At 67.2% G+C, this 23,554-nt stretch carries 33 protein-coding genes; 29 read left to right on the forward strand and 4 right to left on the reverse strand.

Annotated elements, in window-relative coordinates; all coding sequences use genetic code 11:
- Positions 1 to 51: 51 nt before the first annotated feature.
- Entirely contained in the window at positions 52 to 1,179 is a 1,128-nt protein-coding gene (locus EKM57_RS11010) for a phage portal protein (protein ID WP_129792549.1), read from the reverse strand.
- Positions 1,179 to 2,978, reverse strand: a complete 1,800-nt coding sequence (locus tag EKM57_RS11015) for a terminase large subunit domain-containing protein (protein ID WP_129792550.1) — start codon at positions 2,976 to 2,978, stop codon at positions 1,179 to 1,181. Before EKM57_RS11015 ends, EKM57_RS11010 begins: the two co-directional genes overlap by 1 nt.
- A 217-nt stretch (positions 2,979 to 3,195) precedes the next feature.
- On the opposite strand from EKM57_RS11015, the gene EKM57_RS11020 reads away from it, so the two are divergent.
- The 17 genes from EKM57_RS11020 (at position 3,196) to EKM57_RS11100 (ending at position 11,863) form a co-directional block, all read left to right on the forward strand.
- Positions 3,196 to 4,065 (forward strand): GPO family capsid scaffolding protein, encoded by an 870-nt coding sequence (locus EKM57_RS11020; protein ID WP_165357346.1) that lies wholly within the window; start codon positions 3,196 to 3,198, stop codon positions 4,063 to 4,065.
- A 59-nt stretch (positions 4,066 to 4,124) separates the two neighbouring features.
- On the forward strand, positions 4,125 to 5,216 hold the full coding sequence (locus tag EKM57_RS11025) for a phage major capsid protein, P2 family (RefSeq protein ID WP_129792552.1): 1,092 nt from the start codon (positions 4,125 to 4,127) through the stop codon (positions 5,214 to 5,216).
- A 70-nt stretch (positions 5,217 to 5,286) separates the two neighbouring features.
- Positions 5,287 to 6,021: a phage terminase small subunit gene (gpM, locus tag EKM57_RS11030; protein WP_206185395.1), complete on the forward strand. Its 735-nt coding sequence runs from the start codon at positions 5,287 to 5,289 to the stop codon at positions 6,019 to 6,021.
- A 144-nt stretch (positions 6,022 to 6,165) separates the two neighbouring features.
- A complete protein-coding gene (locus tag EKM57_RS11035; RefSeq protein ID WP_129792554.1) occupies positions 6,166 to 6,651 on the forward strand; it encodes a head completion/stabilization protein in 486 nt (161 codons plus the stop codon).
- Positions 6,651 to 6,857 carry a tail protein X gene (locus EKM57_RS11040; protein WP_129792555.1) on the forward strand — a complete coding sequence of 69 codons (207 nt, stop codon included), beginning with the start codon at positions 6,651 to 6,653 and terminating at the stop codon, positions 6,855 to 6,857. The genes EKM57_RS11035 and EKM57_RS11040 overlap by 1 nt, the downstream gene beginning before the upstream one ends.
- Positions 6,858 to 6,861: 4 nt before the next feature.
- The gene (locus EKM57_RS11045; RefSeq protein ID WP_129792556.1) at positions 6,862 to 7,083 is read left to right on the forward strand and encodes a hypothetical protein; all 222 of its coding nucleotides are present in this window, start codon (positions 6,862 to 6,864) and stop codon (positions 7,081 to 7,083) included.
- Positions 7,067 to 7,267, forward strand: a complete 201-nt coding sequence (locus tag EKM57_RS11050) for a hypothetical protein (protein WP_129792557.1) — start codon at positions 7,067 to 7,069, stop codon at positions 7,265 to 7,267. Before EKM57_RS11045 ends, EKM57_RS11050 begins: the two co-directional genes overlap by 17 nt.
- On the forward strand, positions 7,264 to 7,821 hold the full coding sequence (locus EKM57_RS11055; RefSeq protein ID WP_129792558.1) for a glycoside hydrolase family 108 protein: 558 nt from the start codon (positions 7,264 to 7,266) through the stop codon (positions 7,819 to 7,821). Before EKM57_RS11050 ends, EKM57_RS11055 begins: the two co-directional genes overlap by 4 nt.
- A complete protein-coding gene (locus tag EKM57_RS11060; protein WP_129792559.1) occupies positions 7,818 to 8,393 on the forward strand; it encodes a hypothetical protein in 576 nt (191 codons plus the stop codon). The genes EKM57_RS11055 and EKM57_RS11060 overlap by 4 nt, the downstream gene beginning before the upstream one ends.
- Positions 8,390 to 8,698, forward strand: coding sequence for a hypothetical protein (locus tag EKM57_RS11065; RefSeq protein ID WP_129792560.1), 309 nt, complete (start codon positions 8,390 to 8,392; stop codon positions 8,696 to 8,698). Before EKM57_RS11060 ends, EKM57_RS11065 begins: the two co-directional genes overlap by 4 nt.
- Positions 8,695 to 8,931 carry a hypothetical protein gene (locus tag EKM57_RS11070; protein ID WP_129792561.1) on the forward strand — a complete coding sequence of 79 codons (237 nt, stop codon included), beginning with the start codon at positions 8,695 to 8,697 and terminating at the stop codon, positions 8,929 to 8,931. Before EKM57_RS11065 ends, EKM57_RS11070 begins: the two co-directional genes overlap by 4 nt.
- Before the next feature lie 8 nt (positions 8,932 to 8,939).
- Complete coding sequence (locus EKM57_RS11075; protein ID WP_129792562.1) at positions 8,940 to 9,461, forward strand: hypothetical protein; 522 nt, start codon at positions 8,940 to 8,942, stop codon at positions 9,459 to 9,461.
- Between the two features lie 3 nt (positions 9,462 to 9,464).
- A complete protein-coding gene (locus EKM57_RS11080) occupies positions 9,465 to 9,941 on the forward strand; it encodes a hypothetical protein (RefSeq protein WP_129792563.1) in 477 nt (158 codons plus the stop codon).
- A 65-nt stretch (positions 9,942 to 10,006) separates the two neighbouring features.
- Positions 10,007 to 10,336, forward strand: coding sequence for a hypothetical protein (locus EKM57_RS11085; RefSeq protein WP_129792564.1), 330 nt, complete (start codon positions 10,007 to 10,009; stop codon positions 10,334 to 10,336).
- The gene (locus tag EKM57_RS11090; protein WP_129792565.1) at positions 10,333 to 10,878 is read left to right on the forward strand and encodes a DUF4376 domain-containing protein; all 546 of its coding nucleotides are present in this window, start codon (positions 10,333 to 10,335) and stop codon (positions 10,876 to 10,878) included. The genes EKM57_RS11085 and EKM57_RS11090 overlap by 4 nt, the downstream gene beginning before the upstream one ends.
- Before the next feature lie 3 nt (positions 10,879 to 10,881).
- Positions 10,882 to 11,400: a phage tail protein gene (locus EKM57_RS11095; RefSeq protein ID WP_129792566.1), complete on the forward strand. Its 519-nt coding sequence runs from the start codon at positions 10,882 to 10,884 to the stop codon at positions 11,398 to 11,400.
- Complete coding sequence (locus EKM57_RS11100; protein ID WP_129792567.1) at positions 11,393 to 11,863, forward strand: phage virion morphogenesis protein; 471 nt, start codon at positions 11,393 to 11,395, stop codon at positions 11,861 to 11,863. Before EKM57_RS11095 ends, EKM57_RS11100 begins: the two co-directional genes overlap by 8 nt.
- 24 nt (positions 11,864 to 11,887) lie before the next feature.
- On the opposite strand, the gene EKM57_RS11105 is transcribed toward EKM57_RS11100, so the two are convergent.
- Positions 11,888 to 12,358: a hypothetical protein gene (locus tag EKM57_RS11105; protein WP_129792568.1), complete on the reverse strand. Its 471-nt coding sequence runs from the start codon at positions 12,356 to 12,358 to the stop codon at positions 11,888 to 11,890.
- Between the two features lie 472 nt (positions 12,359 to 12,830).
- On the opposite strand from EKM57_RS11105, the gene EKM57_RS11110 reads away from it, so the two are divergent.
- From EKM57_RS11110 to EKM57_RS11125, 4 genes are all read left to right on the forward strand, one after another.
- A complete protein-coding gene (locus EKM57_RS11110) occupies positions 12,831 to 13,733 on the forward strand; it encodes a baseplate J/gp47 family protein (protein ID WP_129792569.1) in 903 nt (300 codons plus the stop codon).
- Position 13,734: 1 nt separating this feature from the next.
- A complete protein-coding gene (locus EKM57_RS11115; protein ID WP_129792570.1) occupies positions 13,735 to 14,286 on the forward strand; it encodes a phage tail protein I in 552 nt (183 codons plus the stop codon).
- Positions 14,287 to 14,301: 15 nt separating this feature from the next.
- Positions 14,302 to 15,306, forward strand: coding sequence for a hypothetical protein (locus EKM57_RS11120; RefSeq protein ID WP_129792571.1), 1,005 nt, complete (start codon positions 14,302 to 14,304; stop codon positions 15,304 to 15,306).
- A 166-nt stretch (positions 15,307 to 15,472) separates the two neighbouring features.
- The gene (locus EKM57_RS11125; protein ID WP_129792572.1) at positions 15,473 to 16,303 is read left to right on the forward strand and encodes a DNA adenine methylase; all 831 of its coding nucleotides are present in this window, start codon (positions 15,473 to 15,475) and stop codon (positions 16,301 to 16,303) included.
- Between the two features lie 113 nt (positions 16,304 to 16,416).
- On the opposite strand, the gene EKM57_RS11130 is transcribed toward EKM57_RS11125, so the two are convergent.
- Entirely contained in the window at positions 16,417 to 17,157 is a 741-nt protein-coding gene (locus EKM57_RS11130) for a hypothetical protein (protein WP_165357348.1), read from the reverse strand.
- A 199-nt stretch (positions 17,158 to 17,356) separates the two neighbouring features.
- Here EKM57_RS11130 and EKM57_RS11135 point away from each other — a divergent pair, with 199 nt between their 5' ends.
- From EKM57_RS11135 to EKM57_RS11170, 8 genes are read left to right on the forward strand one after another with little or no spacing between them, the layout of a single operon-like run.
- Positions 17,357 to 17,938: a phage baseplate assembly protein V gene (locus tag EKM57_RS11135; RefSeq protein WP_165357350.1), complete on the forward strand. Its 582-nt coding sequence runs from the start codon at positions 17,357 to 17,359 to the stop codon at positions 17,936 to 17,938.
- On the forward strand, positions 17,935 to 18,303 hold the full coding sequence (locus tag EKM57_RS11140) for a GPW/gp25 family protein (protein WP_129792575.1): 369 nt from the start codon (positions 17,935 to 17,937) through the stop codon (positions 18,301 to 18,303). The genes EKM57_RS11135 and EKM57_RS11140 overlap by 4 nt, the downstream gene beginning before the upstream one ends.
- Before the next feature lie 9 nt (positions 18,304 to 18,312).
- On the forward strand, positions 18,313 to 19,449 hold the full coding sequence (locus tag EKM57_RS11145; protein ID WP_129792576.1) for a phage tail sheath subtilisin-like domain-containing protein: 1,137 nt from the start codon (positions 18,313 to 18,315) through the stop codon (positions 19,447 to 19,449).
- A gap of 38 nt (positions 19,450 to 19,487) precedes the next feature.
- Positions 19,488 to 20,078, forward strand: coding sequence for a phage major tail tube protein (locus EKM57_RS11150; protein ID WP_129792577.1), 591 nt, complete (start codon positions 19,488 to 19,490; stop codon positions 20,076 to 20,078).
- A gap of 55 nt (positions 20,079 to 20,133) precedes the next feature.
- A complete protein-coding gene (locus tag EKM57_RS11155) occupies positions 20,134 to 20,442 on the forward strand; it encodes a phage tail assembly protein (RefSeq protein WP_129792578.1) in 309 nt (102 codons plus the stop codon).
- A gap of 8 nt (positions 20,443 to 20,450) precedes the next feature.
- Positions 20,451 to 20,582, forward strand: a complete 132-nt coding sequence (locus EKM57_RS11160) for a GpE family phage tail protein (protein WP_129792579.1) — start codon at positions 20,451 to 20,453, stop codon at positions 20,580 to 20,582.
- Positions 20,583 to 20,585: 3 nt separating this feature from the next.
- Positions 20,586 to 23,165, forward strand: a complete 2,580-nt coding sequence (locus EKM57_RS11165; RefSeq protein ID WP_129792580.1) for a phage tail tape measure protein — start codon at positions 20,586 to 20,588, stop codon at positions 23,163 to 23,165.
- Entirely contained in the window at positions 23,158 to 23,553 is a 396-nt protein-coding gene (locus EKM57_RS11170) for a helix-turn-helix domain-containing protein (protein WP_129792581.1), read from the forward strand. Before EKM57_RS11165 ends, EKM57_RS11170 begins: the two co-directional genes overlap by 8 nt.
- Position 23,554 lies beyond the last annotated feature (1 nt).

The raw sequence follows: 23,554 nt of genomic DNA on the forward strand, positions 1-23,554 counted from the left end.
TATGTCCGCAATGGGTCGTAAGCGGTCGTTCGCTTGCTTGGAGTTTACGACCTAGTTCACGGGCGCCGCCGGCGACGCGATCCCGATCGGCTGCTTCGCGAGCTCCTCGAGCACCGGGAAGCGCAGCGCCTCGACGCCCATCCAGTCGTTGACCTCCAAGAATCGCATCGCCAGTGGCACGATCTCGAGCCTGACGAATTCCAGCACTGCCTTGCTGACGTCACCAAACCCGCCGTTGTTGACGGGCACCACGCCGACCACCTGGGGCGGCGTCCGGTGCGCTGCGAGCATCTCGTCGCGGCTCACCAGCTTGATGTTCAGGAACTCGTCCTTGGCCGCCACCTCGCTGATCGGGATGATCTGCACGCCGTCCTTCTTCCCGTTCGGCGCGTGCAGGAACAGGTTGCGGAAGTTGCCGACCCCCTTCGATTCCTTCAGCGCCTTGCGGATCGCCTGGGCGTCATCGTCGTTCATGCTCGGCTCCGACAGGTAGAACACGAATCCGGCATGGCTTCCGTTCAGGTAGTAGCGCCGGCGGAACAGCGTCGCAGCCTCGCCGAGAAGGCCCGCCTGCAGGGCGCAAAGAAACTGCGGGATGCCGTAGATCTCCTGGCTCGGATGTTCCTCGAGCAGGTGGAAGATCCGGTCTTTCGGATATTCGTGCTCCTGCTTCCATCCGGGCACGAAGAAGTAGGTCCCCTCCTTGGTGCCGCGACGCGTGAAACGCGCCAGGCTCGGCACCAGCTGCAGCGGCCGGTTCGCCAGGTTGTCCCGCCGCTCGAGATAGCCGTTGCCCGTCGCCAGGAAGTCCTGCGCCCAGCGCCGGAAGCTCGACCGGCTCAGCCAGCGCGAGGGCTGCAGGTGGGACGCGAGGATGTTCACCTTGAGGTGAATGCAGCTCGAGTGCGGCCCGGGCAGGTCGAAAGCGCGGACCAGGCCGTGCATCGACACCGGCGGCTCATACCAACGGCCGTTGATCCAGGTCTCGACATAGCCGAGGATCTCGCGCCGATCGAGCACGGGCTCGGCATCGCCGAACGAGAAGGCCTGCACGGATCCGCGCGGCGCCCTGCCGTCGGACTCGCCGACCGATCGGGCGACCACCTGGCCGTCGATCGACGCCGCATTGTCGCTGGCGAGCTCGCCGGCGACACCGGACATCATGGGCAGCTGCTTCATTAGAACATCTCCATGGTTGCGGTCTTGGAGCTCAGCTCGCCGTCGAGCGGCTCGTTGATGAGGACGTGCATGATCGCCCAGGCGACGTCGGCATGGCCGGTGTCGCCGGAGCGGCTGGCGACGTAGGTGACGGTGCGGCCGCTCGCTGTCGCCTGCGGTCGGATCGACATGAAGCTCGCGGTGATGTCCTTGTCGCCGGCGTCATACTCGAGGCGGCCGGCGCCTATGACGTGCTTGGCCTTATAGACCATCATCGCCTTGATCTCGGGCCGATAGTCGATCCCGCGCGCCGTGGGGAAGCGCGTCCTCACGAGCTGGTAGACGGCCGCGCCGACGCCGGTCTTGTCGATGCCGATATCGACCACGTTGTAGCGCCGCATCTGGCGGAAGATCTCGGCCGCCTGGACGTCGAATCCGCCCTTGAGCCGCAGCTTCTCAAGGACGCGGAATTTTCCGGATTTCTTCGCCGGCAGCGCGATGACGACCAGCGCCGCATCGTCGCCGTCCGCGCTCTCTTGGGGATCGTAGCCGATCGCCACGGCGCCGTCGCCGAACGGACGCAGCGCGTAGCCGTCGAAGTCGCGCCATTTCTCATAGCTGTCGACCCGGCAGCGCCTCATGAACTCGAGCGGGAAGGCCGAGAGCTCGTCGTCGGCAAACTCACAGAGGTAAAGGTTCGCGAAGACGTCGGCCGGCTTGCGCCGGCGCAGCTCGTCGATGTCGAACAGGTCGCAGCCGCCGGCGGCCGCGTCCTCGATCGTCACCAGGTGCCGCCAGATTCCGTCGGCGCCGACGGCGCCGTCCTTCAGCGCCTCGGCATAGGTTTCGACCTTGGTCCAGTCCTTCTTGGGCCGGCCCTCGTTGAACTTCTCGCCCGACCATTTCTTGAAGGCCTGGTGCGCCTTGGTCGACGGCGTCGAGAAATAGGTCTCGCGATATTGCTTCTGCGACGCCATGCCCGACGCGACGTCGTCCGTCGTGTCGAAGTCCTGGGCCCAGAAGCATTCGTCATAATAGAAATTGCCGTGCTCGCCCTGCGCCGTCTTGTAGTTCGCGCCCAGGAAGAAGATCGTCGGTCGCTCGAGCGGCTGCCCGTTCTCGTCGTCGCCGCGGTCGATCGTCAGGTGCTCGCCCTTCAGCTGCACGCCGGTCACGCGGAAGACGAATTCGATGATGTAGCGGCGGAAAATGTCGGCCTGGCGCCGGGACGCCGACAGGAAGATCTGGTTTCGGCCCGTCTCGAGCGCGTCGATCAGCGCCTCGCGCGCGAAATACCAGGTCGCGCCGATCTGGCGGCTCTTCAGGATGAATCGCGTCCGCTGGTTGCGGTTGCGCCACCAGGTCAGCTGATAGGCGAAGCATTCGTCCAGGAAGGCCTCGCGCAGCTGCTCGACCTGCTCGGGGAGGAGCTGGTTGGCGCGCGGCTTCTTCTTCGGTCCGGCGTTGCGGTTCGCGACGTTGGGATTGAGATCTGCCTCGTTGCCGGAATCCCGGTACCGCCGGCAGCGCTCGAGCCGCTCAATCTGACGGCCGAGCAGGTCGATCTCTTTGAAGTCGTGCCCGGTCTTGTTTTCCTTGGCGACGAGCATGGTCCAGCGCGCGATCACGCATTCCTCGGCCCGCCGGATCGACGGCGCCTCGTCCCACTTCTCCCTCTGCTTCCACGATTCGACCGTCGGCCGCTTGAGCTGCCGCCAGCCCGGCAGGCCCTCTCCGATCCGGTTCAGCTCCTCGACGATCTGGGTGACGCCCCATCCGCGCCAGAACAGGCTGCGCGCCTCGCGGCGCACGTCGGCCATGTCGGGTCTGTCGATCGGGGCGAGGAGCATCGCCCGGGACGCTAACCCTGCCGGCGCCGGCGCGGCGCTCGCCTGCTGTTGTAGCGGCGGCGGTTACAACAGCCCCCGCTTGAGCCGGATGGCCTTCCCGGTCCCTTTTGGCCGGACTGCGGCGCGCCCGGGTTCACCCCCTGACCGGGCCGCCGCAACCGAACATCAGGACCGGAGCCTCCGCCCCATGCCCCTCACCCGATTCTTCCGCATCGCCGTCGAAGGCGCCACCGTCGATGGCCGCACGATCGACCGGAACTGGATCGATGAGATGGCGGCGGGCTACAGCCCGTCCACCTACACCGCTCGCATCAACTGCGAGCATATTGCCGGCTTCAGTCCGGAGCCGCCCTTCAACGCCTACGGCTCAGTCGTCGCGCTCCGCGCGGTCGATTTCGACATGCAGCTCGACGGGAAGCCGGTCAAGAAGCGCGCCCTCGAGGCGCAATTCGACGTCAACGACCAGCTGCTGGCGATCAACAAGAAGGGCCAGAAGCTCTTCACGTCCTGCGAAATCGCGCCGAACTTCGCCGGCACCGGCAAGGTCGGCCTGGTCGGCCTGGCAATCACCGACAATCCCGCATCGCTCGGCACCGAGATGCTCGAGTTTGCCGCGAAGGCGAAGGTGAACCCGCTCGCCGCGCGCAAGCAGGACCAGGCCAACCACTTCTCCGAAGCTGTGGAGTGCACCTTCGAGCTGGACGAAGCCGCCGGGCCCACCGGCGCTGCGGCGATGTTCGCCGCCGCCACCGAGTTCTTCAACAAATTCGCCGGCACCGGCAAGGCCGAGGAGAAGCCGAAAGTGGAGGAGAAGCCCAAGGATCCTCCCGGGGCCGCCAACGACAATATCGCCGCGCTATCCGCCACGATCGGCCAGGGCTTCGAGAAGCTCAGCGCCGCGATGACCGCCGGCCACAACGAGCTGAAGGGCACGATCGACAAGCTCCGCACGGATCACGAGGCCCTCAAGACCTCGATCGAGACGACGGACGGCGATCCGCTCCGTCGCCCGCCGGCCACCGGCGCCGAGGGCAACTTCGCCAAGACCGACTGCTGAGCCGAGCAGGACTCCCGCACCCGCCCCCGTCAAGCCAGGCCAACAAGGACCCGACCCCGATGCACAGAGTCACCCGCGCCCTCTTCTCCGCCTATGTGAGCCAAATCGCGCTCCTGAACGGCATTTCAGCCGGCGAAGCGGCGACGACGAAGTTCAGCGTCGATCCCTCGGTCGAGCAGAAGCTCGAGGCGCGGATGCGCGAATCGAGCGAGTTCCTGCAGCGCATCAACATCGTGCCGGTCATCCAGCAGACCGGCGACACGGTCGGGATCGATTCGACCCATCCGCTCGCCAGCCGGACCAACACTGCTGGCGGCACCAAGCGCAACCCCGGCGATCCTACCGATTCCGAGCTGACCAACACCTATTTCTGCCGGCAGACCAATTTCGACTGGGCGCTGCGCTACGCAAAGCTCGACGCCTGGCGCCATCGGCCGGAATTCCAGACCCTGATCCGCGACGCCATTCTGCGTCAGCAGGCCCGCGATCGCATCATGATCGGCTTCAACGGCACCTCGGTCGCCGCCACTACCGACCGCGTCGCCAATCCTCTGCTCCAGGACGTCAATGAGGGCTGGCTGCACAAGATCCGCGAACGGGCTCCGGAGCGCGTCCTCGACGACGGCGCCCTGACTGCCGACCCGACGAAGGCGATCTATGTCGCCGCCGGCGTCGAGCTCTACAACGAGGAGGACGGCAACGCCGCCACCGCCGAGGCGGACTATGTCAACCTCGACGCGCTCGTCATGGACGCGACCGAGCTGCTCGACGAATGGTATCGCGACGACACCGAGCTCGTCGTGATCGTCGGCCGCGACCTGGTCCACGACAAATATTTCAACATCGTCAACGACGCCGGCGACAAGGCTACCGAGGTCGAGGCTCGCGACCGGATCCTCCGTTCCGAAAAGCAGATCGGCGGCCACCCGGCGGTGCGCGTCCCCTTCTTCCCGGCGAACGCCCTGCTCATCACCCGCCTCGATAACCTGTCCATCTATTGGCAGGAGGAAACGCGGCGCCGGATGCTCAAGGACGAGCCCGAGCTCGACCGCATCGCCAACTATGAATCGGTGAACGAGGACTATGTCGTCGAGGAGTACGGCATGGTCGCGTTCGTCGAGAACATCGTGATGGGCAAGAAGCCGGCCTGATCGGCCGGCTTCCACCCACAGCTGAAGGGGTAGATCGACTATGAGCCTAGCACGCCGTCATCGCGCCAGGATGCTTGCGCTCAAGTCGGCTAGCGCGGCCGCCGCCGTTGGCCAGGCCGCGACGCGGCAGTCTAGCGGCCCGGCAGCGACCGAGTATGAGCTGCAGCGGGCAGGTCTGGGCCAGGATCTGGCCCAGCTGCGCGAGATCCAGTCGATCGAGGCCAAGATCGAGCGCAAGCGCGAGCTGCTGCCGAAATACGATCCCTGGGTCGCTGGCGTGCTCGAGGCGGCCGTCGAAAACGGCAAGGGCGTCCAGGACGATATCGTCGCGCAGACCATGGTCTGGGCGATCGACTGCGGCGACTTCGCCCGTGCCCTGCCTCGCGCCGCCTATGTGCTGCGCTGGTCGGTCACCCTCCCGGAGCGGATCGAGCGCACTGCCGGCTGCTTCATTGCCGAGGAGGTCGCCGAGCTCGCGCTCAAGACCCGCAATGCCGGCCAGCCCTTCCCGCTCGAGATCCTGCTCGAGGTCGAGGAGCTGGTCGACGGGCAGGACATGCCGGATCAGGTCAAGGCCAAGTTGCAAAAGGCGATCGGCCTCGAGCTGCACGCCGCGGCCGAGTCGATCGAGCTCGGCGGAGACGGGCCCGCCGGCGCCAAGCCGGCGGCGATCGACGCAACTCTCAAGCGGTACCGCCGCGCGCTCGAGCTCGACGCCAAAGCCGGCGTCAAGAAGCGGATCGAGCAGCTCGAGCGCGAGCAGCGCAAGCTGGCCGAGGCCGCCGAAACGAATCCGCCGGCCTGATCGCCGGCACCCAGGGGGAACGAGCTCGCCCCGCGGCGCTCGGGGGGCGGGAGACGATCGGGACGGGAGCTTCGGCTCCCCGCTCCGATCCCTCCCCCACCCCCCGTTAGCCGCAGCCAGAAAGGCAGAAAGCCAGAAATCATCATGTCCGGCTTCGTCGCCTCCCCACCTTCCACGCCGCCGGATCCGCAGCAACCCGGGCTGGATCTCGTCGCCGGCGACGAGTTCTATCCGGCGGTCAGCATCGCCGAGTTCCGTGATTCGATGCGCCTCGGCACGGTGATCACCGACGTGCGCGCGCGCGACGCGCTGCGCGGCGCCATGGTGACGGTCCGCCGGGATCTCCGCGACTGGAAGGCCCGCCATGTCGCCGCCGGCGCCGTTTCCATGGAGGATGTCGACTCCGAGGAGATCGACGGCGAGCTCGCGCTCGAGCTGCTCTACCGCCGCGCCGTCTTCGCCTTCGGCGCCGCCGACCTGGCCGAGACGCACAACGACATCAGCGCCACGTCCGACGGCAAGGAACGCACCGAGGAGCGCACGCTCTCGGTGGACGAGCACAAGCGCAACGGTCTGCACGCGATCCGGGACATCATCGGCGTCGGCCGCACCGCGGTGGAGCTGATCTAGTGGCGATCGTCACCGCCCTGGCCGGCGAGCCGCTCGACGCCCTGGTCTGGCGCGTCCTCGGCACGTCCGCGGTCGAGCCGGTGATCGAACTCAACCGCCAGCTTGCCGAGGTCGGCCCGTACCTGCCTGAAGGCACCCCCGTCACCCTGCCCGAGCCCGCCGCCACGCCGGCGCCCGAGCTCGAGCTCATACAGCTCTGGGACTGACCGCATGGAGTCGACCCTCATCCAGACCCTGATCGGCTCCGGTCCGCTCGGTCTCGTCGCCTTTCTGATGCTCAAGCAGATGGAGAAGATCGCGGCCGAGCGACTGGCCTACGACAAGGACCGGCTCGAAATGGATCGCAAGCTCGAGCGCGCCCTCACCGTCCTTGCCATGCGGATCCTCGGCCGCCCGATCGACGAAAGCGACGTCCATGGCGACCGCAGCTGACACGAAAACCCGGCCCGACCTGGTCGGCGCCGCCGATCGGCTGCTCAAGGCGTGCACCGGCGCCGCCTGCATCCGCGTCGTCACCGAGCCGATCGACGCGCTCGCCCGAGGCGTGATCGGCGTCGCCAAAGTTTACGACTCCGCGGCCGCGGACGCCCGGCCCCAACGAAGGAACCGCAAGTGAGCGACAGGATCCGCCGCATTATCGACGGCATCATCGAGCGCGAGGGCGGCTACGTGAACCACCCAAGCGACCCCGGTGGGGCGACCATGTACGGAATCACCGAGGCGGTCGCGCGGGCGGCCGGGTACCGCGGCGACATGCGCGCGATGCCGCGATCGACCGCATTCCAGATCTACTGGACCCGCTACGTCGTCGCGCCGAACTTCGACGATGTCGCCGAGCTCGACCCGAAGGTCGCCGAGGAGCTGGTCGATACCGGCGTGAACTGCGGCGTCGACCGCGCGGCAACTTGGTTCCAGGAAGCCCTGAACGCGCTCAATAGCCGCCAGCGCGACTATGCGGACATTGGAGTCGACGGCAACGTGGGCCCGAAGACCCTTGACGCCTTCCGCGCCTTCAAGCGCCGGCGCGGTGCGGCCGCGACCGCGATCATGCTGCACGCGATCGATGCCTTCCAGGGCGCGCACTATCTGCGCCTGGGAAGCGGCAACAGCCAGTTCGAGGATTTCCTCAACGGCTGGCTCGCGCACCGCATCCGGAACGTCGCGGCATGACCGCCGTCGCCGCCTTCGTTGCCGCCCACTGGCGCGCAATTGCCATCGCCGTGCCGGTCGTGCTCCTGGCCGCCTTGCTCTGGATCCGCACGGACCAGCGCGACGATGCCCGTCTCGAGCGCGACCAGGCCCGAGCCGAAGCCGCGCTCGAGCGCGCCGAGCGCAAGGCCTTCGCCGAGAAGGTGCGCGCCACGGCCGAGCAGCTGCGCGGCGCCGCGGCCGCCACTGCGCTGCGTGTGGAGCGCGTCCAGGACCAGGTCACCGAGGAGGTCAGCCATGCCTATCAGATTCGCCTTGCTGAGCTGCGCGAACGCGTCGCTGCTCTGCAGCTGCTCGAGCGCCAGTCCGGCGCCGATCGAGCACATCCCGGTCGCGGTGCAGACGCAATGCCCGGCCTTCCCGGCGCCGCCGGCGGACCTGATGATCCCGCCGCGGCGCCTGGACTTCCTGCCTTCGGCCTCGAGGCCGCGGCCATCGCCACCGCACAGGCCATCCAGCTCGACGAGCTCCAGCGGTGGATCCGCCGCCAGCAGGCCATAGACCGAACCCCTGAGCCGGCGCCGCGCGAATGAGCTCTTATCGATTCCAGCGCGGCGAGACGATCGCCCTGGCGCTCGACGCCATTGAAGGCGATCCGGACGAGGTCGTCGCCATCACGGCCGAGATGCGCAAAGTAGGGGCGCCGACGATCTCGGCCGCCTTTACGGTAGCCCCGCGCGCGGCGGCCAGCGACGTGCCCGCGGGCTGGAATCTCACCGTCTCGGCCGATGCGAGCGAGCAGCTGCCGGAAGGCATATACCGCGCCGACGCGCGCCTCGAGCTCGCCGCCGGCATCGTCATCACCGATCCGGTCCGGGTCCGGATCGTCGGCCGATGAGCGCCCTTGCCCTTCGCTGGCGGCGGCTGCCGGCGTCGATCGTCCTGGTCTGGCGCGGCCTGGACGAAGCGACGACGGCCGCGCTCGAGCGTCCTGACCCGCGGCCGATTGCGGCGATCGTTGGTACCACGCCCGGACCGGAGGGCCCGCCCGGGCCCGAAGGTCCGCCCGGGCCAGTCGTCGAGCCCGACGTCCCGACCCTCAGCCTCATCTTCGAAAACCAGCTGATCTAGGAGCCGCCATGTCGCTCGCCTCGAATCTCTCCGATCTCGCGACCCGCGTCGCAACCGAATGCAAAGGGCTCCGGATCCTGCTCAACGGCAATGCCGCGGATCTCGCCGCCCTTACCACAACCGCGAAGGGCAACCTGGTCCTGGCCGTGAACGAGCTGAAGGGCGCGATCGACGCGCTCGAGGCCGCGAGCGGAGCGCCGATCGACGACGGCGCGACGGCCCCGGATACGACCTGGTCGAGCAACAAGATCAGCGCCGAGATCGTCGGCTTGATCAATGGCGTCCTCAACGGCGCCCCAGCGGCGCTGGACACGCTCGAGGAGCTGGCCGCCGCGATCGGCGACGATCAGAACTTCGCCGCCACGGTGACGGCTGCGCTCGGCAACCGCGTCCGCGTCGACACGGCCGCCCAGGGCCTGACCGATCCTCAGAAGGCCAATGCCCGGACGAACATCGGCGCGGCCGCCGCGGCCGACGTCGGAGACACGGCCACTAATTTCGTCACCGTCTTCGAGGCAGGCCTCACCTGAGCCATGTCCCTCGCGTCGCTCATCTCCGACCTAGCTGCCCGGGTCGCCGCGGAGTTCAACGCCGTGCGTAGCGAGCTGCCCGCCGGCGAAATGGCTAGCCTGAACCGCGCCACCTCCGTCCAGCTGCGCGCACATGCCGGAGACGCCGGCGTGACCGCCGCGCGGATCGCCGACGCCCTGGCCTGGGTCGCCCTCGCTGACGGCGCGACCATCGCAGTCGACTGGTCGGCCGGAATCACGCGCGAGATCTCACTCGCCGGCAACCGCACCCTTGGCAACCCGACGAACGTCGTACCGGGCTCGACCCGGCTCGTCCTGGTCAAGGGCAACAACGCCACGGCCCGCTCGCTGGCGTTCGGCACCAACTACAGGGGCGACCTGCCGACAATCGCTGATGCGACTAGCACCAAATGGTACCTGCTGACGCTCGTCGCCTATTCCTCGACGCACATCGTCGTCGTCAGCGTGAGGGCGCTATGATCCCCCCCGGGTTCCCCGTCTTGCTCGCGGCAGCCGCGGGCCCGCCTGCTGGCGGAGGGATCATCATGACGTTGGGGGACTATTTCGGCTTTCAGGCAATGTACGCACGAGAAGGAAACTCGAGCGGCTATCCGACACTTGGCTCGCTGAGCGCGGAGCCCATAGCGGGTCAGACTGTCGACTTCTTTATTTCGTCCTCGAGCACTCAGAACCTGACCATGGTGGGCAACACATCCTCGGCGATAACAATCGCCGGAGTGTATATCGACGGGCACCAATGGCCGGTAATCGGCGTCGCCGTCATCGCAGGCAGCACGCGATACACATTGGACCGGAACGGCGCCGATCCCTTGGTCGCCGGCATCAATTACGACTTTGAGGTCGTGCTGGCATGAGTCTCCTGCCCCACCTCGAAACGTCCGAGGGCCTCGTCCGCCTGTTCGGCAACCCGATCCTGGATCGGCTCGACGGCGAGGCGCGCGCGCCGCTGCTGACGATCGTCTCCGGCGCCTGGACCGAACAAGAGCGCGCCGCCTACGGGATCGTAATGGCCGAGCCGCAGCTCGTGCCGACGCCGCTCCTGGTCGACGTCGAGCGCGACCGGCGCGTCTATTCTGGAATCACTTTCGCCGGCATGCGCTTTCAGACGCGCGAGCAGGACCTCCGCAACATCGACACGACCCTCACCTTCGCCATGGCCGCGCTCGCCCAGGGCGGCGGACAGCCCGAGGATTATTTCTGGCACGGCGGCGACCAGCCCTTCGTCTGGATCGCCGAGGACAACACGCTCGTGCCGATGGACGCCGCAACCTTCGCGTCCTTCGCCGCGGCCAGCACCTGGCGCCGAGCCGATCACATCCTCGCAGCCCGAACCATCAAGGACATGAATCCGATCCCCGCCGACTTCACCGACGACAGCTATTGGCCGGAGGTCTAGACGATGCTCAAGCCCGAGTCCCTCCGGCAGGCGCTCACCGCGGCCCTGGTCGACCAGGGCGTGCGGATCCTCGAGCGGGATCCGGACAAGCTGCGCATCTACATCCAGAAGGGCCGGATCGTATCGCGCCTGTCGGCCGAGCCGAACTTCCCAAACCCCGGATTCGAATATCGCTACGAGCTCGTCGCCACATTGATCGACTTTACCGGGCATCCCGACGCGGTGATGGTGACCTTGCTGCTCTGGCTGTCCGTGCACCAGCCCGACCTCCTGCAGAACCACGACCGCGGGAACAGCGGCATCGTCTTCGAGGCCGACATCATCGATAACAAGACCGTCGACCTCGAGATCCGCCTCGAGCTCAGCGAGACCGTCTCGGCGTCGGCACGCCAGGACGGCGGCTTCGACCTGTTGCACGTGCCCGAGGCGCCGGTGATTCCGGAATATGAGGGCGTTCCGCGCTGGACGCCGCTTCGGAAGGTGTGGCTCGGCGACGAGCTGATCGTCGACGCCGATGGCTGACTTCGAGGACCTCGAGCGCAATGTCGGCGAGCTGCTCGCGCGCCTCGATGCCGGCGCGCGCCGGCGCCTCACCCGCGAGATCGCCGTTGGCCTGCGTCGGTCGCAGTCGGCGCGCATCGCCAGCCAGCGCAATCCCGACGGCTCAGCTTACGAGCCGCGCAAGGCGGCCGATCGGCCGCGCGATCGCCGCGGCGCCATCCGCCGGCGGACGAAGTCCGGACCCATGTTCCGCCGCCTGCGCCTAACCCGGTACCTCCGCGCCGAATCCGACCCCTCACAGGCGAGCGTCGGCTTCGCGGCCGCGGCCGTCACGAGGATCGCCAGGGTTCACCAGCTCGGCCTGCGGGACCGGGTCAGCCGGCGTCCGGGCGCGCCCGAGGTCACCTATCCGCGCCGCGAGCTCGTCGGCTTCACCGCCGAGGAGGATGCGTGGATCCTCGATATCATTCTGGCCAGGAGGTAGTGGGTCAGTTTGAATTGAGCGGTGTCAGTCAGTGGCCGGCATCTCCTCGTGCGACATGACAGCCCGTTTGTCGCACGAGGTGCAGACATGAATCTGATAGCCAAGCTCACTCGTCCCGGTTGGCTGCAAGACGCCCTTGTTTCGGGAGTGATAGCACTGTGCGCAAAGGTGATGCGGGGGCTCACCCGATGCCATCGAAGGCTTCAACGTGTAGGCGATGGTGCCAGGATAGTACCGCTTAAGTTCGTAGCGCTCTTTCTCGCCATCCCATGCTTTGAGCTGATCCATCTGCTCTTTAAGAGCACGTATCTCTTGCAGGAGCGCAGATTCGCGCTCCACGGCATCCATCGCGGCCATGCGCGCCGTGATCAGCTCGTTCAAAATATCGGCGATGCCCTGCTTAACCTCCGTGGAGGTGTGCAGCGAATGCAGACCTTTCGCGATATCATAAGCAGCTTTAACGCTGCCAACCGCTGCCGAAGCTTCCGCGAGCATAGAACCTCCCCGAATCGAAAGAGGGAGTATAGGTCAGGCTGACTGCTTCTTGTAAGGCCCGCGCTTGCCGGGTTTCGCCTCTGCCTCTTCGACCAGCATGGCGATGTCAGTAATATCCCAAAGCCGGTCAGTCACCCGCGCCGCCAATCGCCCTTAGCGTTGTCGCGCATCTCGTTCTGCGCGCGTTCTGCGGCCTCGGCCTCGGTCATGCCCTCAGCGACATAGCGGGCGATCAAGTCCGCACGGCGCTTGAGCGCCTCTTCTGTACGGCGTCTAAGGGGGGAGTTGGTTCCGGATGATCTGACTGTCATACTCACCATATAGAACGGAAATGGCGAAATTGCAGGGCTAGTTTTCAAACAGGCCTACTGCCGGCCAGGCTAGGCAGTTGATTGGCGTTCTGTTGTAGCGGACGCCGCTACAACAGCCCTCGGCTGGCGCCGCCGGCGCACGAGGCGCGACATGGGACAGGATGACCGACCTGTCCGCCACCTTCACCGCCGTCGACCTTTCGCGCCTTCCGGCTCCGTCGATTGTCGAGGAGCTTTCCTTCGAGGAGATCTTCGCCGCGATGGTCGCGAAGCTGCAGGAGCTGCTGCCGGAATTCGACGCGACCGTGGAATCGGATCCCGCCATCAAGGTCCTCCAGGTCGCAGCCTATCGGGAGCTGCTGCTCCGCGCCCGGGTGAACGAGGCGGCCCGCGCCGTCATGCCGGCCTACGCCATGGGCGCCGACCTCGACAATCTGGCGGCGCTGATGGGCGTCGCCCGGCTGCTGATCGATCCCGGCGATCCGGAGCAGGGCGTTGAGCCGACCTGGGAAAGCGACATGGATCTGCGCCGCCGCCTCGTCTTGGCCCCGGAGGGCTTCTCTGTCGCAGGGCCCGCCGGCGCCTACATCTACCATTCCCTTTCCGCGGATCCGGACGTCCTCGATGCCAGTGCCACCAGCCCGGAGCCGGGGGAGGTCGTCGTCACCGTCCTCTCGCGGATCGGCGACGGCACGGCCGCCCCCGAGCTTCTCGAGGCGGTGGAGGCGCGCGTCAACGCCGACACGGTTCGCCCGCTGACCGACCAGGTAGCCGTACAGGGCGCGACGATCGTCCCCTTCGCGGTCGAGGCCGAGATCACGACCTATTCCGGGCCGGACGGCAGCATTGTCATGGCCGAGGCGCTCAGGCGTCTCGACGAATATATCGAGCAGTCGCACCGGCTCGGCCGCGACGTCACCCTCTCCGGCATCTACGCAGCCCTGCATTGCGAGGGTGTGCAGAACGTCGAGCTGGTCTCGCCGATCGCGGACATCGTCGTCGATCGTACCCAGGCGACTTGGTGCACGTCGATCGACGTCACGCACGCCGGCATCGGCGAGTGACATGACCCTCCTGCCGCCCAACGCGACCGAGCTCGAGCGCGCTATCGAGGGCGCGATCGAACGCCTCTCCGACGTCCCGGTCCCGATCCGCCGCCTCTGGAACCCGGCGACCGCCGAGGGGACCATCGAGCTAGCCTATCTCGCCTGGGCTCTGTCGATCGACTCCTGGTCGAGCGGCTGGCCGCTGATGGTCCGGCGCGAGCGCGTCCGCCAGGCCATCGACATTCAGCGCCACAAGGGAACGTCGACGTCGGTCCGCGACGTCGTCGAAAGCTTCGGCGGCGGCGTCGCGCTTCGCGAATGGTGGCAGCTCGATCCGCCCGGGGAGCCGCACACTTTCGAGTTGACGATGACGCTCACCGGCGGCGACGGCGAGTTCGCCAGCGCAGCCTTCGTCGACACGGTGATCGCCGAGGTCGCCCGCACCAAGCCGGTTCGCTCGCATTTCACCTTCACCCAGGGACTCACCGCCAAGGCCGCGATTGGCCTCGTCGTCGTGGCCCGCCCCACAATCTACGCCCGACTGCCGCTGACCGCGCCGGCGGCCGCCTGACCTGAGGATCGAAACGTGGCTCTGGAGTTCATCGTCACGGACGCGGGTCGAGCGGCCCTGGTCAACGCTCAAGGCAATGGCACCGCCCCCGTGGTCATCGCCGAATATGGCATTTCGTCGACCGCCTTCGCGAATACGCCGGCGACGGTCGCGCTTCCGGACGAGATCAAGCGGCTCGTGACTTTATCCGGCGACGTCGTCGACGACGACACGATCCACCTGGTCCTGCGCGACGAGACCAGCGACGTCTTCACATTGCGCTCGATTGCGCTCTATCTCGAGGACGGCACGCTGTTCGGCACCTATAGCCAGGCCGATCCGATCCTGGAGAAGTCGGCCGCGTCGGTGATGCTGGTCGCCCTCGACGCCAAGTTCGCCGACATCGATGCCGCCTTGCTCGAATTCGGCGACACCAACTTCCTCAATCCGCCGGCGACCAAGGCGGTTCAGGGCGTCGTCGAGCTGGCGACCGAGGACGAGGCGACGGCCGGCGTCGACGACGTACGCGCCGTCACGCCGAAGGGCCTGCTCGGCGCGGTGACGGCCTGGCTCGACTCCCGCTTCGGCGCCGACGCGCCTTCGGCCTTCGTCAAGGGTCTGCTCACCTTGGTGAACGCGCTGACCTTCCGCACTGGAATCGGCCTCGGCACCGGCGACAAGCCGACCTTCAACGGCGTGACGCTCACCGGCAACTTCGAACCGCTCGGAGGCTGGGTTCGACAGGTCATGAGCGGCAGCGACCTGATCTTGACCCCCAATACCAACATGATGGTCTGCACCATCTCCGGCGCCACTCGCACTTTCACCATATCGAGCGACGCCACCAATGTCTGGCCGGCCAGGTCCCTCTTCATCCTCAGTGCCGCCGGCGGCGGGGATCTCATAATTAGCCGCGCCCCGGGCGTCCAGCTCCTCCTCGGCACGGTCAATAGGGATGTGACGATCGCTTCGAAGGGATTCGCGATCCTCGCTCAGCGGTCGCCGAACGTCTGGGACATCGTCGGCAGCGGTTTGAGCTGAACGACGGGGGCCAGTTCCGTTGGCCCAGATATCCCGCCCCAAGGGGAGGGCCGCGCTGTGTCAGCAGCGCGAACCGCGGGCTGCAACCCGCACCTTGCGCGGCCCGGGCCGCGCTCAGTCTCCCCACCGGGCGCACCGGCGGGGCCTTTGAAGCAGAGTTCGACAAATGGAGTCCATCGCCAAGTTTGTTCCCGTTACCCCCGTCACCCCTCCAGCTCCCTATGTCGGCGGCAAAAGCCGACTGGCCAAGCGACTGATCGGTATGATCGATAGCTTGCCTCATAGGACCTACGCGGAGCCGTTCCTCGGGATGGGCGGAGTCTTTCTGCGCCGCCACCGAAAGCCGCCCGCGGAAGTGATCAACGACCTCTCGGCCGACGTGTCGACCTTCTTCCGGATTCTCCAGCGCCACTATGTGGCGTTCCTCGATATGCTCCGGTTTCAGCTTACGAGCCGGGCCGAGTTCGAGCGGCTGAAGGCGTGCAACCCTGACACGTTGACCGATCTGGAGCGATCCGCGCGCTTCCTCTACCTGCAGTGCACCACCTATGGCGGCCTACGCGAAGGTGTGTTCGGCCTTCGCCCCCACCGACCAGGTCGGTTCGATGTCACGCGCCTCCAGCCGGCGCTCGAGGATCTGCACGAGCGCTTGTCCGGAGTTGTGATCGAGCGCCTGCCCTTCGACGTGTTCCTGGCAAAGTACGATCGGCCGGAGACGCTCTTCTTCATCGACCCGCCTTACTGGGGGATCGAAGGCCTCTACGGGAAGGACCTGTTCAGCCGCAGCGACTACGAGCTGCTCCGCGCTCGACTTCAGCAGCTCGCTGGTGCGTTCATCCTGACGATCAATGACAAGCCGGAGGTCCGCGCCTTCTTCGGTGAGTTCGCGATCGCGCCGGTCGAGTTCCGCTACACCGTCTCGCACGGCACAGGAAAGGAATTGATCATCACCAATCGACCGGATCCCTTCATGACCACCGCGGCCAACGAACCCTGACGGAAAGCACGGGCGAGTAGCGAATCTCGCCCGTGCACCTCAGAAACGGCGGCCCGAACGCGGGGAGTCGAGATGGCGAATAGGGCCGAGCTTCGTCATGGTGCTCTTCGGCGTCAAGGCGAACGCTCGTAAATCGTCACTCGCCCATCACCTCTTCGGGCCAACATCAGCCTCGCAGTCTCTTCGCTGCCACAGACAACTTTCGGATCGACGAGATTTCGCTCAATTACCGCGATTGCAACGGGCGAATGGTTCAGAAGGTCGACGGCCTTATTCAGATGCTCATGAAAGCGGCGCGTTAGGATTTCGTCGGCGACCGGCACCTGCCTGGCAAGCGCGTGCAGGACCTCGTCTTGGAGGTGCTTGCGTTGGCTGATGATCATTGGCACCCAACCCCAACCATCCTCTACAATCAAGACAGCATCGCTATTCCACGCGTGAGCACCGATGATCTCATTCGCATAAACATGCGCGATTGCACGATGCCGCACGACCAAGAGGAGCTCATGGTCCTTGAGCTGCTCTGGTGTCAGTTCAGCCGCAATCGAAATCGGGCCTCGCTCGCCCCTGCTTTGGCCGTATCCCGTGGCGCGCGCATACAGCTGAACCGCGGTCGACATCAAAGCTCCCTCTGTCGAGGCGCGCTCAGCGGTGCCGCGCTTTCGAGGACTCCCCAGCAACTTCTCCAGTGCCAGGAGGCAGCCAGTAGCCTCCGTAATATCTGTGACGCATGATTGAGCAGTGATCGCTCGCTGAATATTAGCCCTTAATCGGCGATATTCAGCCTTTCCGCTTAAGTCCCGCTCAATTGCGCGAAGGTCCGCGAAGCGCGGCAGATCGGCCTTAGGGGTCATGAGTCTTCTGCATTCGTTCCCCCTCCCCCGCACGCTTCCCCGATTATTTGCAGTGCATCTCCGCCGCGGTCTAGCTTCATTTGTCGGAGCCGCGAGCCGCCGCTCAGACAAAACATCCGCGGCGCTGTTGTAACCGCCGCCGATACAACAGCCAGTCCGCGCAAGCCGCGCCGACATGCCGCACCATGGCGGCCGAACCATGCGCGAAAAACAGGATCAATTTGAGGGCGACCTCGGCGACGCCATGAATTGGGCGACCGTGCTCGAGGTCGACCTGGAGAAGGGACTCGTCCGAGCCGAGGCCGGCGATGTCGAGACCGACTGGGTCCGCTGGGGCGGCGGCCGCGCCGGCGCGACGCGCACCTGGTCGCCCCCGAGCGTGGGCGAGCAGGTCATGCTCTTCGCGCCCGGCGGCGATATCGCCTCGGCCTTCGCGATTCCCGGCTTTCATTCCGATCTGCATCCGCCCGCCGGCAACAGCCTGCGCGAGCTTGTCGTCTTCCAGGACGGCGCCGAGATCGCCTACGATCCGGAGGCGCACCTCCTCGAGGCAAAGCTGCCCGACGGCGCCACCGTCTCGATCGTCGCGACCGGCGGCATCACCCTCGACGCGACCGAGGGCGGCCTCACCATCAAAGGCGACGTCTCGATCGAGGGCGAAGTCCATGCGACCGGCGATATCGGCTCGGACGGCGACGTCGTCGCCGGCGCGATCAGCCTGCAGCAGCACAGGCATGGCGGTGTCGCCGCCGGCGGCGCGCTGACCGGTGTACCCCAATGATCGGCATGAATGCCGCCACGGGAGCCCCGCTCGAGGGCAACGCGCACCTGGCGCAGTCGATCGCCGACATCCTGACGACGCCGATCGGCTCGCGCTGCATGCGCCGGGATTATGGCTCGCTGCTCTTCGCGCTGATCGACCAGCCCATCAACGCGACCACGCGCCAGCGCTTCATCGCCGCCACCGCCACGGCCCTCTCCCGCTGGGAGAAGAGGATCCGCGTCGCGAAATGCGACGTCACCCTGGGCGACGGGACCGGCGCCGTCGTCGTCGATCTCGAGGCCGAGCGCATCGACGCGCCGGCGCCGAACAGCCTCGTCCGCCTCACCGTCCCGCTCAACTTCGGCCGCCCCGCCTTCGCTTAGGAGCCTCACATGCACGGCATCACGATCCTCGAGCCCGTCACCGGCACCCGATTCATCCGCACCGTCGCGCTCGCCGTCATAGGCCTGGTCGCGACCGCCGAGGATGCGGATGCCGAGGCTTTCCCGCTCAACACGCCGGTCCTGGTGACCGACGTCCGCCGCGCGATCGGCGATGCCGGCACCGACGGCACGCTGGCCAGGAGCCTCGGCGCGATCGCCGACCAGGCGAGCCCGATCGTGATCGTCGTCCGCGTCGCCGAGGGCGAGGACCAGCCCGGGACCGAGACCAACGTGATCGGCGGAGTCGCCGGCGGTGCCTATACCGGCATGCAGGCCCTGCTCGCGGCCGAGGCGCAGCTCGGCGTGCGGCCGCGGATCCTCGGCTGTCCCGGGCTCGACAGCCAGGCCGTCACAACGGCGCTCGTCGTCATCGCCAAGAAGCTGCGCGGCTTCGTCTATGCCGCCTGCCGCGCCGAGGACGGCATCGCGATCGCGCCCGACGATGCGGCCGCTTTGCTCTACCGCGGGGAGTTCGGCGATCGCGAGCTGATGCTTATCTATCCGGACTTCACCGGCTTCGAGGGCCATGCCGTCGCCGCGGCGATGGGCACCCGCGCCCGCATCGATGAGGAGGTGGGCTGGCACAAGACGCTCAGCAACTTCGCCGTCAACAACGTCACCGGCATCAGCAAGGACGTCTTCTTCGACATCCGCGATCCGTCGACGGCCGCGGCTTTGCTGAACGACGGCGACGTCACCACGCTCGTCCGGATGAACGGCTATCGCTTCTGGGGCAACCGCACCTGCTCCGACGAACCGCTCTTCGCCTTCGAAAGCGCGGTCCGCACCAGCCACGCGCTGCAGGATTCGATTGCCGACGGCCTCGCCTGGGCGGTCGACAAGCCGATCACCCAGGGTCTGGTCCGCGACATCGAGGAGACGATCAACGCCTTCTTCCGCAGCCACGTGGCCGCCGGCCGGCTGATCGGCGGCCGCGCCTGGTTCGATCCCGCGCTCAACAGCGCCGCGAACCTCGCCGCCGGCCAGGTCGTCATCGACTACGATTTCACGCCGTGCGCGCCGGCGGAATCGATCACCCTCAATCAGCGGATCACCGACCGCTACTACGGCTCGATCGCCGCCTAGCGCCGCGCCGCCGAATATCCAGCTCCAGGAGAACGACCATGGCCCTCGCCCGCAAGCTCAAGAACATGAACCTCTTCAACGACGGCCAGTCCTACCTGGGCCAGGCCACGACCGTGACCCTGCCCAAGCTCGGCCGCGTCTTCGAGGATTATCGGGCGGCCGGTATGGACGGGCCGGTCAAGATCGACATGGGCCAGCAGCCGCTCGAGATGGAGTGGACCTGCGGCGGTTTCATGTCGACGATCTTCCGCCAGTACGGAGTTGTCTCGGTCGACGGAGTCATGCTCCGCTGGGTCGGCGCCTACCAGAACGACCAGACTGGCCAGGTCGACGCGGTCGAAGTGGTCACCCGCGGCCGCCACGAGGAGATCGATTCCGGCGAGGCGAAGCCCGGCGAGGACACCGAGCTCAAGGTCAAGTCGGCCCTCGCTTACTACAAGCTCACGGCCGCCGGCACCGAGCTGATCGAGATCGACATTCTCAACATGATCATGCGCGTGGGCGGCGTGGACCGCCTGGCCGAGCAGCGCGCCGCGCTTGGCGTCGGCGGCGGCGCCCTGGGCGGCCTGATCTCGCCGCCCGCGCTCAACCTTCCTGGCCTCGGCGGGCTGAGGATCCCGGGCCTGTAGCCGCGGCGGCCGCGCCGCGGCCGTCGGTCTCGCCCAAAAACAGGAGGAAGGAAACGTGACGCAATCGAAGCAGGAAGTCTCTGCACCCGTCACACTCGACGAGCCGATCCGGCGCGGCGAGGAGACGATCGACAAGGTGCAGGTCCGCAAACCGAAGGCGGGCGAGCTGCGCGGCCTCAACTATCTCGACCTCGCCCGGATGGACGTCAGCGCGGTGATCACAGTGCTGCCACGCGTCACCCTGCCGATGATCACGGAGGCCGAGGCGGCCGACATGGAGCCGTCGGACCAGCTCGCCTTGGCGGGAGAGCTCGCAAATTTCTTCGTGCCGAAGGCGGAGAGGCAGGCCTCCCGCACCGCATAGAGCGGGTGATGGGCGACGTTGCCTTCGTCTTCGGCTGGTCCCCGGAAGTGATGGATCGGATGGACGTGACCGAGCTGCTCGGCTGGCATGGCGAGGCGGTCCGGATCCACAATGCGGTGAACGGGACGAAGGACGGCTAGGCCATGGACCGCAACCTTCGCCTCCAGGTCATCTTCGACAGCCTCGACCGGCTGACCAGGCCGCTCCGATCTATCATGGGCGGTTCGCGTGCGGCCGCCCGCGGCCTGGCCGAGACGCGGCGCGAGATCCGCGGTCTTCAGCAGGAGCAGGCGCGGATCCGCGGACTTCGCGACCTGCAGAAGGGCCTCACCGACACCCATACCAAGCTCGACGCCGCACGCCGGCGCGTGCGCGAGCTGCGCACCGAGATCGCCGCGGCCGACACTCCGACCAAGCGGCTGACAAATTCCCTGCAGTCGGCGATGCGGGCCGAGGCCCAGCTCAGCCGGCAGACCGAAGAGCAGTCCGGCAAGCTTCGTCGCCTGCAGTCAGAGCTCGGCGAGGCCGGCGTCGACGTCCGCGACCTGGCCCGGCACGAGGACCAGCTCGCCTCCCGGATCGGCGAAACCAACCGCCGCCTGGAGCAGCAGCGCGAAAGTCTCGAGCGGACGTCCCGCGCTCGTGAACGCCTCGAGCGTGCCCAGCAGCGCGGCGAGCGGCTGCGCTCGACCGGCCGGTCGATGGTCGTCGCGGGCGCCGTGGCGTCGGCCCCGCTCGTCGCGTCCGGCGTAAGCGCGGCGAGCTTCGAAACCCAGCTCACCGACATCGCGCAGAAGGCGGACCTTGCGCGCGATCGCGTCGCGGCGATCGGCCGCGAGTTCGACCGCATGGGGCCACGCGTCGCCCAGCTGCCCGCCAGCCTTGCGGAGGGCGTCGACACCCTGCTCGGCCTCGGCGCCTCGCTTCCGCAATCGATGCAGGCGATCGAGCCGATCGCCCGCGCCGCCACCGCCTATCGTGCCGAGGTGGTGGATCTCTCCAACGCCACCTTCGCCTCGCTCCAGAATCTCGAGGTCGCCGCCGGCGACACGGGCCGCACGCTCGATGTCATGGCCCAGGCCGGGAAGGCCGGCGCCTTCGAGCTGCGCGACATGGCGCAATATTTTCCGGCGCTGACCGCCTCGGCCAACGCCCTAGGGCAGCGCGGCGTCCCGGCCGTCGCCGATCTCGCCGCCGCCCTGCAGATCACGCGGCGCGGCGCCGGCGACGCTAGCACCGCGGCGAACAACCTTCAGAACCTGCTCAACAAGATCAACGCGCGCGACACGATCGCGAATTTCAAGAAGCTCGGGATCGACCTTCCCGCGGCGATGCGCCGCGCCGCGGCCGAGGGGCGCTCGCCGATCGAGGCGATCGTGGAGCTGACCCGCCGGGCGACCGGCGGCGACCTCGCCCGCCTGCCCTTCCTGTTCGGCGACGCCCAGGTCCAGGCCGCCCTGCGCCCGCTCGTGCAGGGACTGGACGATTATCGGCAGATCCGCGACGAAGCGCTCGCCGCCCAGGGCACGGTCGCGACCGACTTCGCCGAGCGGATGCGGGACAGCGAACAGCAGTATCGCCGCAATACCGCTCGCCTCCAGCAGCTCGCCCACACGGTCGGCGCCGCTCTGCTCCCGACCTTCAATCGGGTCATGGAAGTGGTCGGCCGGCTTGCCGATCGGTTCTCCGTCTGGGCCGAACGCAACCCCGAGCTCGTCGCGACGCTCGCCAAGGTAGCCGCGATCGCAGCTTTGCTGCTGGTGGGCCTCGGTGCCCTTGCCATTGCGATCGGCACGGTCCTCGGACCGTTCGCCTATCTGCGCTTCATGCTCGTCCGTGCCTGGCCGCTCATCCGTGGCTTCGGCACCGCGATCATGTGGGCCGCCCGGGTCGCCTTCCCGCTCTTTCAGGCGGCGATGCTCATGCTCGCTCGCGGCGTGATGCGCGCCGGCGCGATGATGCTGGCCAACCCGGTCATCCTTATCATCACCCTAATCGTCGCCGCGGTCGCCGGCGCCGCCTACCTGATCTGGCAGCATTGGGACACGATCCGGGCCGCCTTCGATTCCGCGGTCGGGTGGCTCGGCCGAGCCTGGCAATCGATAAAGCACATCGTCGTCCAGAGCGCGCTCTTCCTCACCGCACCGATCCGCCTGCAGGCAGCCAGCCTGATGATAGTCTGGGATTGGATCCGCGGCATCTTCAACGGCGCAGTGGCCTTCCTGTCGACCCTCCCGTCGCGAATGCTTCAGCTCGGGCGCAACGTGATCCAGGGCCTGATCAACGGCCTCATGGCGCCGATGCGGCTGCTTCAGGCTACGATCGAGCGCATCGGCAACATGATGCCGGGGTGGCTCGCGCGGCCGCTCGGCATCCGATCGCCGTCCCGCGTCTTCGCTCGCCTCGGCGGCTTCGTCACCGACGGACTTTCCCAGGGCATCGATCGCGGCGCCGCCCGTCCCCTGGCCCGCGTCCGCAGCCTCAGCCGCGAGCTGACCACGGCGCTGGCCGTCGGCGCCGCCGCGCCGGCGATGGCAGGTATCGGCTCGCCGGGCGCGACGTCGACCAGGGCGGCGCCCGCTGGGTCCGGACCGGTGACGATCAACATTTACCCTTTGCCTGGTCAGAGCTCCGAGGACATCGCCCGCGAGGTCGAGCGGATTCTCGAGCGCCGCGAACAGCAGAAGGCGGCCGAGCGCCGCTCGAGCTTCGAAGATGACTGATCGCCGCCTCACCTACTGCACCCATTGCGGCCACAACCTCGAGGCAGAGCGGCCGACGTCGATCGGCCCGCTCGCCTTCGACCCGCTCGGCATGGCGTCGTGGCGGGGCGCGCCCTTCCACCTCACCGCCGGCGAGCATTTGCTGCTCGGCGGGCTCGTCCAGGCGCGCGGGGGCCTGGTCCGGGATTCGGTGCTGGCGGAGCGTATCGGGACCGAGAGCCTCGGCAACGTCATCCAGGTCCTCATGACCCGGCTGCGCCGCAAGTTCCGCGACGCCGGCGCGCCCGCCACCCTGATCCAGACCGTCCGGCACCGCGGCTACCGACTCGACGTCGCGATGCTCGAGGAAGCCGGCGACGCCGGCGCAATGACCATTTCTGGGGATTGAC

Source organism: Sphingosinicella sp. CPCC 101087 (assembly GCF_004151485.1).
In the GTDB taxonomy this organism is placed as follows: Bacteria; Pseudomonadota; Alphaproteobacteria; order Sphingomonadales; family Sphingomonadaceae; genus Allosphingosinicella.

Excerpts from the sequence above, each read along its gene's own strand:
- EKM57_RS11010 (WP_129792549.1), bottom strand. The coding sequence starts at position 1,179 with ATGAAGCAGCTGCCCATGATGTCCGGTGTCGCCGGCGAGCTCGCCAGC.
- EKM57_RS11015 (WP_129792550.1), bottom strand. The coding sequence starts at position 2,978 with ATGGCCGACGTGCGCCGCGAGGCGCGCAGCCTGTTCTGGCGCGGATGG.
- EKM57_RS11020 (WP_165357346.1), top strand. The coding sequence starts at position 3,196 with ATGCCCCTCACCCGATTCTTCCGCATCGCCGTCGAAGGCGCCACCGTC.
- EKM57_RS11025 (WP_129792552.1), top strand. The coding sequence starts at position 4,125 with ATGCACAGAGTCACCCGCGCCCTCTTCTCCGCCTATGTGAGCCAAATC.
- gpM (WP_206185395.1), top strand. The coding sequence starts at position 5,287 with ATGCTTGCGCTCAAGTCGGCTAGCGCGGCCGCCGCCGTTGGCCAGGCC.
- EKM57_RS11035 (WP_129792554.1), top strand. The coding sequence starts at position 6,166 with ATGTCCGGCTTCGTCGCCTCCCCACCTTCCACGCCGCCGGATCCGCAG.
- EKM57_RS11045 (WP_129792556.1), top strand. The coding sequence starts at position 6,862 with ATGGAGTCGACCCTCATCCAGACCCTGATCGGCTCCGGTCCGCTCGGT.
- EKM57_RS11050 (WP_129792557.1), top strand. The coding sequence starts at position 7,067 with ATGGCGACCGCAGCTGACACGAAAACCCGGCCCGACCTGGTCGGCGCC.
- EKM57_RS11060 (WP_129792559.1), top strand. The coding sequence starts at position 7,818 with ATGACCGCCGTCGCCGCCTTCGTTGCCGCCCACTGGCGCGCAATTGCC.
- EKM57_RS11065 (WP_129792560.1), top strand. The coding sequence starts at position 8,390 with ATGAGCTCTTATCGATTCCAGCGCGGCGAGACGATCGCCCTGGCGCTC.
- EKM57_RS11070 (WP_129792561.1), top strand. The coding sequence starts at position 8,695 with ATGAGCGCCCTTGCCCTTCGCTGGCGGCGGCTGCCGGCGTCGATCGTC.
- EKM57_RS11075 (WP_129792562.1), top strand. The coding sequence starts at position 8,940 with ATGTCGCTCGCCTCGAATCTCTCCGATCTCGCGACCCGCGTCGCAACC.
- EKM57_RS11080 (WP_129792563.1), top strand. The coding sequence starts at position 9,465 with ATGTCCCTCGCGTCGCTCATCTCCGACCTAGCTGCCCGGGTCGCCGCG.
- EKM57_RS11085 (WP_129792564.1), top strand. The coding sequence starts at position 10,007 with ATGACGTTGGGGGACTATTTCGGCTTTCAGGCAATGTACGCACGAGAA.
- EKM57_RS11090 (WP_129792565.1), top strand. The coding sequence starts at position 10,333 with ATGAGTCTCCTGCCCCACCTCGAAACGTCCGAGGGCCTCGTCCGCCTG.
- EKM57_RS11095 (WP_129792566.1), top strand. The coding sequence starts at position 10,882 with ATGCTCAAGCCCGAGTCCCTCCGGCAGGCGCTCACCGCGGCCCTGGTC.
- EKM57_RS11100 (WP_129792567.1), top strand. The coding sequence starts at position 11,393 with ATGGCTGACTTCGAGGACCTCGAGCGCAATGTCGGCGAGCTGCTCGCG.
- EKM57_RS11105 (WP_129792568.1), bottom strand. The coding sequence starts at position 12,358 with ATGCTCGCGGAAGCTTCGGCAGCGGTTGGCAGCGTTAAAGCTGCTTAT.
- EKM57_RS11110 (WP_129792569.1), top strand. The coding sequence starts at position 12,831 with ATGACCGACCTGTCCGCCACCTTCACCGCCGTCGACCTTTCGCGCCTT.
- EKM57_RS11115 (WP_129792570.1), top strand. The coding sequence starts at position 13,735 with ATGACCCTCCTGCCGCCCAACGCGACCGAGCTCGAGCGCGCTATCGAG.
- EKM57_RS11125 (WP_129792572.1), top strand. The coding sequence starts at position 15,473 with ATGGAGTCCATCGCCAAGTTTGTTCCCGTTACCCCCGTCACCCCTCCA.
- EKM57_RS11130 (WP_165357348.1), bottom strand. The coding sequence starts at position 17,157 with ATGACCCCTAAGGCCGATCTGCCGCGCTTCGCGGACCTTCGCGCAATT.
- EKM57_RS11135 (WP_165357350.1), top strand. The coding sequence starts at position 17,357 with ATGCGCGAAAAACAGGATCAATTTGAGGGCGACCTCGGCGACGCCATG.
- EKM57_RS11140 (WP_129792575.1), top strand. The coding sequence starts at position 17,935 with ATGATCGGCATGAATGCCGCCACGGGAGCCCCGCTCGAGGGCAACGCG.
- EKM57_RS11145 (WP_129792576.1), top strand. The coding sequence starts at position 18,313 with ATGCACGGCATCACGATCCTCGAGCCCGTCACCGGCACCCGATTCATC.
- EKM57_RS11150 (WP_129792577.1), top strand. The coding sequence starts at position 19,488 with ATGGCCCTCGCCCGCAAGCTCAAGAACATGAACCTCTTCAACGACGGC.
- EKM57_RS11160 (WP_129792579.1), top strand. The coding sequence starts at position 20,451 with ATGGGCGACGTTGCCTTCGTCTTCGGCTGGTCCCCGGAAGTGATGGAT.
- EKM57_RS11165 (WP_129792580.1), top strand. The coding sequence starts at position 20,586 with ATGGACCGCAACCTTCGCCTCCAGGTCATCTTCGACAGCCTCGACCGG.
- EKM57_RS11170 (WP_129792581.1), top strand. The coding sequence starts at position 23,158 with ATGACTGATCGCCGCCTCACCTACTGCACCCATTGCGGCCACAACCTC.